Here is a 12139-nt window from a genome sequence, read left to right on the forward strand (position 1 = left end):
CCAGAAAGCAAGAAAGCGGAACAAAAGTCCGCTTTCTTTCATTTCACCAATTGTGATTAACGAGTTTTAATCACAAGTTGATTAGTTTGTTTCACTTCTTCCATTACAACGTAGGTACGAGTGTCATTTACGCCTGGTAGACGCAATAACGTATCACCCAGTAACTTACGGTAAGCACCCATATCCGATACACGTGTTTTTAGAAGATAGTCAAAATCACCCGACACTAAATGACACTCTTGGATGTCATCAAGTTTCTGAACAGCGGTGTTGAATTGTTCGAACACATCTGGCGCACCACGGTTCAAAGTAATTTCAACAAACACTAAAAGTGAAGCATCAAGGTACTGTGGGTTCAGCAACGCTGTGTACCCAGTAATGTAACCTTGACGTTCTAAACGACGAACACGCTCAAGACATGGAGTTGGAGAAAGTCCTACTCGTTTTGAGAGTTCAACGTTTGAGATACGACCGTCTTTTTGCAACTCATTAAGAATGTTGCGGTCAATACGATCTAGTTCCTTGGACGGCTTCTTATAATTGTCTGCCATTTTTTATTCCACCTTATTACTTCCTTGCAAAAAAATATACTACAACTTTTTAATATTCAGTATCAAATTTTATCTGAACATATCTATACTAGATATTAATTCGACAGAATTACCCTACACATAGATAAAACAACCAAAATAAAATGAGGAGTCAGGATGATCATTGGCGTACCTAAGGAAATCAAAAACCACGAATACCGCGTTGGTATGACCCCAGCTAGCGTGAGAGAACTTATCTCACACAGCCACCAAGTTTTTGTAGAAACCAATGCCGGTACTGGTATCGGTTTTTCAGACGATGATTACATCGCTGTAGGCGCATCCATTCTTCCTACTGCTGCTGACGTTTTCGCGAAAGCAGAGATGATTGTAAAGGTTAAAGAACCTCAAGCTGTCGAGCGAGCTATGCTTCGCGAAGGGCAAATATTATTTACCTATTTACACCTTGCACCAGATTTTCCACAAACTGAAGAGCTGATCAAGAGCAAAGCTGTCTGCGTAGCCTATGAGACTGTAACAGATAATATGGGTCGCTTGCCACTATTAGCACCAATGTCTGAAGTCGCTGGTCGTATGTCTATTCAAGCAGGTGCACAAACATTAGAGAAATCTAACGGTGGTTGTGGTCTTCTTCTTGGTGGCGTTCCTGGTGTTGAACCAGCAAAAGTTGTTGTCGTTGGCGGCGGTGTTGTAGGTGCTAACGCAGCACGTATGGCTGTTGGTCTTCGCGCAGATGTGACAATTCTTGACCGTAACGTAGATACGCTTCGTCGCCTTGATGAAGAATTCCAAGGTCGCGCAAAAGTGGTTTATTCTACTGAAGACGCTATCGAGAAGCATGTTCTAGAAGCAGACCTAGTGATTGGTGCAGTACTAATCCCAGGTGCAGCGGCTCCTAAACTTGTTACAAAAGATCACATCGCGAAGATGAAGCCAGGTTCAGCGGTTGTTGACGTTGCAATCGACCAAGGTGGTTGTTTCGAAACTTCACACGCTACAACTCACGCAGACCCAACTTACATCGTTGACGATGTAGTTCACTACTGTGTTGCTAACATGCCAGGTGCCGTTGCTCGTACTTCAACTTACGCACTAAACAATGCAACACTTCCTTACATTGTTAAGCTAGCGAACAAAGGCTACCGCGAAGCACTTCTATCTGATAAAGGCTTCCTAGAAGGTCTAAACGTAATCCACGGTAAAGTGACTTGTAAAGAAGTAGCAGAGAGCTTTGACCTAGAATACGTAGACCCAGCAGAAGCTATCGCAATGTTTAACTAATGATGTAGTGACTAACTGAGCGTAAAATTTTCTCGTTGAAGCGTTCAGTTACAACACACATTAAAAAAGCCAGTCCGACATTTGTCGAACTGGCTTTTTTTGTATCTGTAGCACTATTTTTCAACAGCGATGTTCAGCGCTCTTTCTTGTATTCGTAAGGTTTATCGGTCGCTCTTTACACCATGAATCAACAGATTTCGAGGCGTGACACTGCGTTCACAAAACTCTTCGATGCTTGCCTCATAGCCTTGCTCTTGCAGGTAAAGAGCGCGATCCAAAGCTAACCATATCTCTAATGGTCGCCTGAAAACTTGCTGAACCAGACTCAGCTTCTCCATTTCCCAGAAAAGTTTCTCGCCTTGAGCAAAATAGGATTCAAAATCGATATCCGAACCAAGTGTTATCTCTTTTACTTCAGAAGCCCACTGACAAAACGATTCAAAGCCTTCAGATAACTCTGATTTTTTGATGCTTGGTACTGGAATGTATTCATCGATGTTTAGCTCAGCCTTAAGCAGTTGGCTAAAACCCAAACGATAGCTCATCTCTAACTGACGATGTCGCTTTACTCTTTCACCACCAGTAACGGTTTCTTGAAGTGGGATTCGTAAATCACTCTTGCTCAATGTTAAATCCGAAGCCTTTGTCACTGATGACATAGCTTGGTAGTTTTCGTCACGAATAAGGTGATAACAACAAGGGGATATAGTGACTGCTGGTAACCCATGTGACACAGATTTTTTAACCAACTCAACATGAAGGTCGCCACAGGCATGCAGTGCGACAGCGTGTTGATTGGGATTAAATACCTCATCTGCACCTTCGGAAAACGCATCACCTTGAACAAACGTCATTTCTAGACGCTGTGCATCTGCAATCTTTTGGCCGCTTTCGCACAGCGACTGTTGCCATTCGAAGCTGGTCACTTTTTGGTTAGATTGTTGAGATAAAATTCGGCCGAGAAAACCCTTTCCAGAACACCACTCCAACCACTCTTTGCCATGATGATGTTCAAGCGAAGCCTCGCCCATCGAAACAATCTGCTGTAGCTTTCTTCCTGGAATACCCTCTTCAGTACCTCGTGGAAGCTTTAACCCTTTAAGTGCAGTAGTCGTGAACTGAATGCTGTGATTCGCTTCCTCTAACTCGGGAATAAAACGAATAAGCTGTTCGACCAACACTTGAGGCTGCTCTTTTAGAATCTGAATATTCTCAATACTCAAGCTATCCAACCAATCGACAAGTGGGCGATTCACATCAACCCAAGGTTGTTGCTGGGTTTGACATAGGTGAAAAGGCTCTGAACGCCAGTAAACCTGGTGCTTAAGCAGAAATGAATCGAGTGTTTTAAATCGTGAATGCATGCTTCCCCCTATGGTGCGAGGATTGTAGGGGTAACAAACGGAAATGGAAAGGCTCGATATAAAAGAGAGCAGTAAAGAGAGTTCGAAATCAGAAAGAAAAACGGCCTGTAGATACAGACCGAATAAGAATCTAGATTTGCACGATGGGATTAACGAACAGGTAGTTCGATATCTTTAAACATCTCTTCAATCTCTTCATTCGATTTCAAAGAAATAGCCTGCTCGACAACAGGGCGAGTTAAGTGCGGTGCAAAGCGCTCCATGAAATCAAACATGTAAGAACGCAGGAAGGTGCCCTTTCTAAAGCCGATGCTTGTCGTACTCGCACCAAATAGGTGGCTTGCATCAATGGCAACCAAATCAGTATCTTGTTCATGGTCAATCGCCATACTCGCGATAACACCAACACCAATGCCCATACGAACATAAGTTTTGATTACATCCGCATCTGTTGCGGTAAACACAACGCGCGGTGTTAGACCAACTTTGTTGAACGCAGTATCAAGCTCAGAACGGCCAGTAAAACCAAATACGTAAGTTACTAGAGAATAAGCCGCTAGATCTTCAATCGTAATATTCTGCTTTTGAGCGAGAGGGTGATCTTTGGTTACTACGATTGAGCGATTCCAGTGGTAACAAGGCAGCATGATCGCGTCTTGATAAAGGTGAAGTGCTTCAGTCGCAATCGCAAAGTTTGCAGTCCCTTTAGCAACGGCCTCAGACATTTGGCTCGGTGTACCTTGGTGCATGTGAAGCGAAACTTTAGGATAACGGGCAGTAAAGCCTTTAATCACATCAGGAAGAGCGTAACGTGCTTGGGTATGAGTCGTTGAAATGTTCAATGTACCCATCTCTGGATGAGTATGCTCACCCGCTACCGCCTTAATACTTTCAACACGAGCTAGAATTTCTTGAGAGATACGAATGATATCCTCGCCAGCTTGAGTCACCTGCGTTAAGTGCTTGCCGCTTCGCTCAAAGATCTGAATGCCCAGCTCATCTTCCAGCAATCTAACCTGTTTACTGATGCCTGGCTGAGATGTGTATAAACTCTCTGCGGTCGCAGAAACATTTAGGTTATGGTTTACAACCTCAACAATGTACTTCAGTTGCTGTAACTTCATATCTAACCTCGTAATCCTTTACTCATTTCTGTGCTAACTTATTTGCAAAGAGAGCGTTATAGTCTCGTGTAATATAATTAATAGTTATAACGCTTCAAGCACAAAAATGACAGAAAAATTGAGCTTTTATAGCTTAACAAACAAAAACATCACTAACGCTTTGCAACCCACTCCTCATTCTCATACATTAGTTGGTAAATTTTGATTGCCGATTGCGCTCAACAAGAGATAATCAGAAATTGCAATTTACGAGTGCCGATACATAATGGAATCGTGTATCCTCTCCAGTTAGCTATAGAAAACAACAAGCAGACACAAATATATGAATATTGGTTTAATAATCGCCTTAGTAGCCGTTCTTTTGGTGTTGGTTTTAGGCTACAACATCATGCTTCAATACAAAGTTAAGGTAGAAACAGCGAAGAAACAGGAAGCTTCTCGTTATCTAACCATTATTGACGGAACTGAAGAGCTGATTGGTAATGCTCACCACATGCCGTTTAGCCAAGATCTTCTTGTATGCTTAAATAATCGAATTCTTGATGCATTAGAAAACATGTATCAGCTCGACCCTAAGAATAAGCAACTCGCTCAACGTATCGAAAGCGTGAAGCAGCAAATTACTCAGCTAAAAGAAAACTACCAAGGTGGCGAGAGCACCGCTTTCCGTGTTCCAAGCAGTGATAAGCAAGCGATCATGATGCTTAAGCTAGTCAAACGTCTTCGCGATACGGTGCGTAATGAACACAACAAAGGTCGTTTTGAAACCCAAGCTTATGTGGTTGAGAACGCTCGTCTTGAGACAATCCAAATTCGCATTAACATCGAGAACGTTATTAAGCGTGCAAACGACTCAATATCTCGTGGCCAACCAGGCACAGCGATTCAGTTACTGCGTAAAGGCATTGATGCGTTAGCAACCAAAAACGACTCATACTCTAATCAAGCAAAAGAGAAGCTTCAGCAGATGCTTAACGACCTTGATCAGAAACGCCAAGATAAAAACGCGCAAGATTTGCAACAGATGGAATCTAAAGAGCGTGACGACGATATGGATGCTCTATTCGGTCAGAAAAAGAAATGGTAATCGTCTAACCCAAACAAGAAAAGGCCGCCTTATTTACTTAAATAGGCGGCCTTTTTTGTACCTAGTTAATTTCCTTTCTCTGTATAGGGAGATCTAGTGAGCTGTGATAAAATCCCGCATTATCAACAAACTTGCCCCGACCATGTATCAAGAACTATTAGCTCCAATTCACTCCTTTCTTAAAGCCGAAACGCCAGATTCATGGATCGATGAAGCCAAAAAGCCAGAAAACCTTCACATAATTCTTCGTGATCACATGCTTTGTGAGCTAAAAGCAGCTCAAAGCGCTCTGTTTCTTATCCGTAAGTACGCGGTTGATAAAGAGAGTGCCAAGCAACTGAATGAGTGGATCTTGCCATACGAGCAGTTTGCTTATCGTCGTATCGGAGATCTAGAGTCACTTCGTGGTAAGAGCAACGTATCAAAGCAAATCACAGCGAAAGAAGGCTGTAATTACGGTGCTGACCTTATCGACAAAATGGTTCTACTGATTAAAGAAGAACTGCATCATTTCTATCAAGTGATGGAGTTGATGGAAAAGAAAGGCGTGACTTACCAACCGATTGAAGCGGGTCGTTACGCGAAAGGTTTGATCAAGCAAGTTAAAACTTACGAACCAGATGCTCTGGTTGATAAGCTGATCATCGGTGCGTTTATTGAAGCTCGTTCTTGTGAACGCTTCGCTAAACTGGCTCCTTTCTTAGAAGAAGACATGGAGAAGTTTTACGTGTCTCTGCTTCGCTCAGAAGCGCGTCACTATCAAGATTACCTTGAACTAGCAGAGCAGATCGCAGGGAAAGATATCTCTGAACGTATTGCTCACTTTGCTCAAGTAGAAGCTGACCTGATCACTTCAGACGACAGTGACTTTAAATTCCATAGTGGTGCGCCGGTTTAAGTTAAGCCAACCGAGCCCAAACAAGCTCTGTTTCTCGAAAACATACAAAAAGGCCAGCAATCTGCTGGCCTTCTTTATTCGTATCGCGCTAGCTATAAGAGAAACTTAAGCCAGAGTGCCGTTAATCTCAGCAAGAACCGCTGCAGGGTCTATAGCTTGAGTAATTGGGCGACCGATAACTAGGTAGTCAGAACCTGATTCAATGGCTTTAGAAGGCATCATAATACGCTTCTGGTCACCAACATCTGCACCTACAGGGCGAATACCCGGAGTCACTAGTTTGAACTCCTGACCAAGTGCACCTTTCAACAATGAAGCTTCTTGCGCTGAACATACCACACCGTCTAGACCAGAGTTTTTAGTAAGAGAAGCCAAGCGCATTACTTGCTGCTGTGGCTCTAGGTCTAAACCGATACCCGCTAGATCAGACTGTTCCATACTGGTTAGTACCGTCACACCAATAAGCAGCGGACGATCTTTACCATACGGTTCTAAGATTTCGCGAGAAGCCGTCATCATGCGCTCACCGCCACTTGCGTGTACGTTCACCATCCATACGCCAAGTTCAGCAGCAGCGCGCACTGCTTTTGAACATGTGTTAGGAATGTCGTGGAATTTAAGGTCTAAGAATACTGAGAAACCACGCTTGTGTAATTCACGAACAAACTCAGGGCCAAACAAGGTAAACATCTCTTTGCCGACTTTTAAGCGGCAAGATGCTGGGTCAATACGATCAACAAAGGCTAACGCATCCGCTTGGTTGTCATAATCCAAGGCTACAATGATTTTTTGGTCGTTCATTTCATCTCCTAACGCAGTTAACTTTCTACAAAATATTTACTCACCTACGCATAGCGGGTGATAAACAACAGTCATAAAAATGCAGCCCGAAAGCTGCAATTAAAAATTTGGTCTTAAAATGACCACAAATCTATTCACCATCAAGCCCACGAATAGGCTTGATCGTCCCCCACCCTTTACATGAAGGGCAGTGCCAATACATTGAGTGTGTTGAGAAACCACACTGGCGGCAACGGTAATGAGGCTTAACCTTAAGCTGCTCACCAACCATGGATTGAAGCGTGGTTAAGCTATCTTTCGCTCGACCTTCTTCTGCTTCTGCGAGGTGATAATCGATTAATCGATAGAAGCCTTTCATGGTTGGGTTTTTAACAAGTTGCTTAGTCAGTAGCTCTTGAGCAGAGCCAACATCTTCATGGTGGGCAACTAACTGAGCAAGCATCAGTTCCGCAGATACGCCGGCTTTCTTCTGAATACACGCTTTAAGGAATTCGACCAGTTGAGCTTCTTGTCCAAGCTTGTGGTAACACTCAGCAAGGGTTGGCAACACCTCACTAATGAAGTCGATATCTTGCTCGAGTACCGATTCAAGACAATCGATGGTCTTTTGGTAATCTTCGTTCGCTAAATGAAACTTACCTAAAGCAATGCTAGCTCGAACACATTTAGGGTCCTCAGACAGAGCTTTCTTGAAGTGTTGAAGTGCCTTAGAGCGGTTACCGTCGGCTTGTTCTTGCATCGCAAGCTCACACCAGAAATGCGCGACTGTGGCACGCATCTTCATTTTCTTCTTACCGAGTTTAACTAAGATATTTCCGTAATGGATTGCTTTGTTCCACTCACGTGTTTGCTGATAAATAGCAACCAACTGTTGCAGTGCACCCTCTTTATGGTCGGGTTCTTCTACAAGCTGTTCAAAGATTTTTTCGGCGCGATCAAGAAAGCCAGAGACCATATAGTCTTTAGCTAATTGTTGCAATGCGAGGTTTTTCTGATCGAGAGTTAATCCCGAACGAGAGATAAGATTTTGGTGAATACGAATAGCGCGGTCGACTTCGCCTCTTGAACGGAACAAGTTGCCCAAAGCCAAGTGAGTATCGATGGTTTCATTGTCTACTTGAAGTAGCTCGATGAAGTGATCAACCGCTTTGTCAGATTGGTCTGACAGTAATAGGTTCAAACCCGTCACGTATTGACGGGAGATCTGGTGTGATTGTTTTTGTTTTTCTTGCTGAGCGTTACGATTACCCATATACCAACCATAAGCGGCTGCGATAGGCAAAAGTAAGAACAGTAACTCTAACATCAAATATAGCCTTTAAGCTTTAGTATCAGCAGCGACCTGCTTTGATTGCTTATTGAGTTGCTTCTTCAAGCGATGAATTTTTAGCTGAGACCGCATGTGCATGTTACCAAAGACCAACCAAGCAAGGCCAAAGCCAGAAACGAATACAACACCTAATAAACTTGATAGGTGGAAGTCACCTTGTGCAAGCAGATAGTTGAAATTCACAGTTGTTTGGTTTTGAGAGCCTAAAGCCAGTGCAATTAGGAAAAGTGCGATAACGGCGACTATTTTTATAATTTTCATAGTTCATCACTCATTGGTTGGTTAGCTGTACGATTATGCAGGAAAATTACTAATCAGACCACCATATTATGGTCATAAAAAAGCGGCATACATTATAGTATGCCGCTTTTCTTAATTCCGATAAGTAGGCTACATTCCTGAGTTTACTCGTTCACGCAGCTCTTTACCTGGTTTGAAGTGAGGAACGTATTTACCTTCTAACTCTACTTTGTCACCAGTCTTTGGGTTACGTCCAACACGAGGCTCACGATAATGCAGAGAAAAGCTGCCAAAACCGCGAATTTCGATTCGATCACCACTTTCTAGTGTTGAAGCCATATGCTCTAAAATGTCTTTTACAGCGTCTTCAATTTCTTTTGCAGAAAGATGCGTTTGCTCAGCGCACAGTCTTTCAATCAATTCAGACTTAGTCATAGTTACCCTCGTTGGTTTTCTTTTTAGAAATTATAGACCTATCGGAAAAATAAGCAAAAAAAAAGGAGCCTTACGGCTCCTTTCTTGGCTAGATAGCTATAATTCTCTTAATGAGAAGCTATTATTCGCCTTTAGCAGCTTTGAATGCGTCTGCCATTGCGTTACCGAACGCGCCTTCTTCAGACTTGTTCAGTGAAGCCATTGCTTCTTGCTCATCAGCTTCATCTTTAGCTTTGATAGATAGGTTGATTACGCGGTTCTTACGGTCTACACCAGTGAACTTCGCTTCAACGCTGTCGCCAACGCTTAGGATTAGAGATGCATCTTCGATACGGTCGCGAGAAACTTCAGAAGCGCGGATGTAACCTTCAACGCCTTCGATTAGCTCGATAGTAGCGCCTTTCGCGTCAACTGCAGTAACAGTACCGTTTACAAGAACACCTTTCTTGTTGTCAGCAACGTATGCGTTGAACGGGTCGTTTTCCATTTGCTTAACGCCAAGAGAAATACGCTCACGCTCTGCATCTACTGCTAGAACAACTGCTGAGATTTCGTCGCCTTTCTTGTACTCACGTACAGCGTCTTCGCCAGCAACATTCCAAGAAATGTCAGATAGGTGTACAAGACCGTCGATACCGCCTTCTAGACCGATGAAGATACCAAAGTCAGTGATAGATTTGATCTTACCAGTAACTTTGTCGCCCTTAGCTTGCATTTCTGCAAATGACTGCCATGGGTTAGCTTTACACTGTTTCAGACCTAGAGAGATACGACGACGTTCTTCGTCGATATCAAGAACCATAACCTCAACTTCGTCGCCAACATTAACAACTTTAGAAGGGTGAATGTTCTTGTTAGTCCAATCCATTTCAGAAACGTGTACTAGACCTTCAACGCCTTCTTCGATTTCAACGAAGCAGCCGTAGTCAGTTAGGTTAGTAACACGACCAGAAAGCTTGTGACCTTCTGGGTAACGCTTAGCGATTGCTACCCATGGATCTTCGCCTAGTTGCTTAAGACCTAGTGAAACACGAGTGCGCTCACGATCGAACTTAAGAACTTTAACTAGGATTTCGTCACCAACGTTAACGATCTCTGATGGGTGCTTAACGCGCTTCCAAGCCATATCTGTGATATGTAGAAGACCGTCAACACCGCCAAGGTCAACGAATGCACCGTAGTCAGTAAGGTTCTTAACGATACCTTTAACTTCAGTACCTTCTTGTAGAGTTTCAAGAAGTTCGTCACGCTCAACACTGTTTTCAGATTCGATAACAGCACGACGAGAAACAACAACGTTGTTACGCTTCTGGTCTAGCTTGATTACTTTGAACTCTAGCTCTTTGTTTTCTAGGTGAGCAGTGTCACGGATAGGACGTACGTCTACTAGAGAACCTGGAAGGAAAGCACGGATACCGTTAAGTTCAACAGTGAAACCGCCTTTAACTTTACCGTTGATGATACCAACAACAGTTTCAGCTTCTTCGCAAGCTTTCTCAAGTACGATCCAAGCTTCGTGGCGCTTAGCTTTCTCACGAGAAAGTTGAGTCTCACCGAAACCATCTTCAACAGCGTCTAGAGCTACGTCTACTTCAGCACCAACTTCAACTTCAAGTTCGCCAGCAGCGTTCTTGAATTGTTCAGCAGGGATAGCAGATTCAGACTTAAGACCAGCATCTACAAGAACGAAACCGTTCTCGATAGCTACTACAGTACCTTTAACGATGCTGCCTTGTTGGAATTCTGTTTCGTTTAGAAACTCTTCAAAGAGTTGAGCAAAAGATTCAGTCATTATTTAATCTTCAATAATTAAACGTCCATGGGTATCCTACCGCATGGGGTTGATAAATTCGCCGGTCATCATCCTTGCGACCAACGTTCTTGCCAGCCGGGTAGAATTACCCAACTAGTTTCGATTCAATATAGTGTAGTGCTTTTTCTACTACCTGCTCAATATTCATTGAGGTGGAATCAAGCACTAGAGCGTCCTCTGCAGGGCGAAGTGGCGCCACTGGGCGATTACGATCTCGGTCGTCTCGCTCTTGGATCTCGCTCAAAAGGTCGTCAAATTTAACATCTAACCCCTTCTGTTGCAACTGTTTAAGGCGGCGACTCGCACGCTCTTCAGCACTTGCATCTAAAAATATTTTTGCTTCAGCTTCAGGGAACACAACCGTTCCCATGTCACGGCCATCAGCCACTAGGCCAGGCGCTGCACTGAATGCACGTTGACGACGAAGCAAAGCTTCACGAACGCGAGGTAAAGCAGCTACTTTCGAAGCCGCCATGCCAGTCTCTTCTTTACGAAGTTCACCCGACACGTCTTCACCTTCTAAGATAACCTTAACTAGGTCGCCTTCAGCAATAAACTGCACGTCTAAGTGAGTTGCAAGAGGTACTAAAGCGTCTTCTGATTCAGTATCTACACCGTGATGAATTGCCGCTAACGCAAGTACGCGATAGATCGCACCTGAGTCTAGAAGATGAAAGCCTAGCTTATCTGCTAGCAACATACACAGGGTACCTTTACCTGCACCACTTGGTCCATCAACCGTAATCACTGGGCTTTGAGAAGGCATCTTTTACTCCACGTTTTGTCGTAAGTTTTATTCTGTACTAGCGATTCGCCACTACTTTATAGGCGGCATATTATAGAGAAAAATTGGAAGTCGAGCGAGGTAAATCTCAGATAATTCAGAGTTGATGATGCATCGACGAATGCAACCGACTCAATATCCACCAGCTGAGGTCAATAAGACACGCAGACATTTTCTATAGGCATAAAAAAGGTTCATCGCGGATTAGCGGGAACTAAAAACAAAAACGGTAGTAAGTGATATGGTTTAGTCGCCAAACAAAAATCATACACAAACTACCGTTTTCATGCCGAATCATACTTTCCTATCGTCATTCTGGGAAGGCTTTAAAATAGTAAAGTCTCACCAGACAGCATCACTTATTACACTAACTCTTAAACCGAACTCTGAGGCTAAATGCTTTTGCGGTCTTGAAGCCGAGGCTATCCATG

General features: G+C 43.4%; 12 protein-coding genes. 3 read left to right on the forward strand and 9 right to left on the reverse strand.

Annotated features, from left to right (window positions below; translation table 11 throughout):
• Nucleotides 1-56: 56 nt before the first annotated feature.
• The gene (lrp, locus tag L1D22_RS20370) at nucleotides 57-551 is read right to left on the reverse strand and encodes a leucine-responsive transcriptional regulator Lrp (RefSeq protein WP_004734558.1); all 495 of its coding nucleotides are present in this window, start codon (nucleotides 549-551) and stop codon (nucleotides 57-59) included.
• Nucleotides 552-707: 156 nt separating this feature from the next.
• Between lrp and ald the strand changes: the two genes are divergently transcribed.
• Nucleotides 708-1832 carry an alanine dehydrogenase gene (gene ald / locus L1D22_RS20375; protein ID WP_239831041.1) on the forward strand — a complete coding sequence of 375 codons (1125 nt, stop codon included), beginning with the start codon at nucleotides 708-710 and terminating at the stop codon, nucleotides 1830-1832.
• Between the two features lie 161 nt (nucleotides 1833-1993).
• Here ald and L1D22_RS20380 read toward each other — a convergent pair whose 3' ends face one another.
• Both L1D22_RS20380 and cysB read right to left on the reverse strand, forming a co-directional pair.
• Nucleotides 1994-3196 carry a methyltransferase gene (locus L1D22_RS20380; protein WP_239831042.1) on the reverse strand — a complete coding sequence of 401 codons (1203 nt, stop codon included), beginning with the start codon at nucleotides 3194-3196 and terminating at the stop codon, nucleotides 1994-1996.
• A gap of 149 nt (nucleotides 3197-3345) precedes the next feature.
• Entirely contained in the window at nucleotides 3346-4320 is a 975-nt protein-coding gene (gene cysB, locus L1D22_RS20385; RefSeq protein WP_004741986.1) for an HTH-type transcriptional regulator CysB, read from the reverse strand.
• A 322-nt stretch (nucleotides 4321-4642) separates the two neighbouring features.
• Between cysB and L1D22_RS20390 the strand changes: the two genes are divergently transcribed.
• Nucleotides 4643-5407, forward strand: coding sequence for a hypothetical protein (locus L1D22_RS20390; RefSeq protein ID WP_017629879.1), 765 nt, complete (start codon nucleotides 4643-4645; stop codon nucleotides 5405-5407).
• A gap of 103 nt (nucleotides 5408-5510) precedes the next feature.
• Entirely contained in the window at nucleotides 5511-6305 is a 795-nt protein-coding gene (miaE, locus tag L1D22_RS20395) for a tRNA isopentenyl-2-thiomethyl-A-37 hydroxylase MiaE (protein WP_299131663.1), read from the forward strand.
• 105 nt (nucleotides 6306-6410) lie between these two features.
• On the opposite strand, the gene pyrF is transcribed toward miaE, so the two are convergent.
• The 6 genes from pyrF to cmk form a co-directional block, all read right to left on the reverse strand.
• Complete coding sequence (gene pyrF / locus L1D22_RS20400) at nucleotides 6411-7106, reverse strand: orotidine-5'-phosphate decarboxylase (protein WP_239831043.1); 696 nt, start codon at nucleotides 7104-7106, stop codon at nucleotides 6411-6413.
• A 130-nt stretch (nucleotides 7107-7236) separates the two neighbouring features.
• The gene (gene lapB / locus L1D22_RS20405) at nucleotides 7237-8412 is read right to left on the reverse strand and encodes a lipopolysaccharide assembly protein LapB (protein ID WP_016769333.1); all 1176 of its coding nucleotides are present in this window, start codon (nucleotides 8410-8412) and stop codon (nucleotides 7237-7239) included.
• A gap of 12 nt (nucleotides 8413-8424) precedes the next feature.
• Nucleotides 8425-8697 carry a lipopolysaccharide assembly protein LapA domain-containing protein gene (locus tag L1D22_RS20410; protein ID WP_010439925.1) on the reverse strand — a complete coding sequence of 91 codons (273 nt, stop codon included), beginning with the start codon at nucleotides 8695-8697 and terminating at the stop codon, nucleotides 8425-8427.
• 129 nt (nucleotides 8698-8826) lie between these two features.
• Entirely contained in the window at nucleotides 8827-9111 is a 285-nt protein-coding gene (ihfB, locus tag L1D22_RS20415) for an integration host factor subunit beta (RefSeq protein WP_017060238.1), read from the reverse strand.
• A gap of 121 nt (nucleotides 9112-9232) precedes the next feature.
• The gene (gene rpsA / locus L1D22_RS20420) at nucleotides 9233-10903 is read right to left on the reverse strand and encodes a 30S ribosomal protein S1 (RefSeq protein ID WP_061031784.1); all 1671 of its coding nucleotides are present in this window, start codon (nucleotides 10901-10903) and stop codon (nucleotides 9233-9235) included.
• Between the two features lie 106 nt (nucleotides 10904-11009).
• Entirely contained in the window at nucleotides 11010-11690 is a 681-nt protein-coding gene (cmk, locus tag L1D22_RS20425) for a (d)CMP kinase (RefSeq protein WP_239831044.1), read from the reverse strand.
• Nucleotides 11691-12139 lie beyond the last annotated feature (449 nt).

This window comes from Vibrio sp. Isolate34 (assembly GCF_022397915.1).
GTDB lineage: Bacteria > Pseudomonadota > Gammaproteobacteria > Enterobacterales > Vibrionaceae > Vibrio.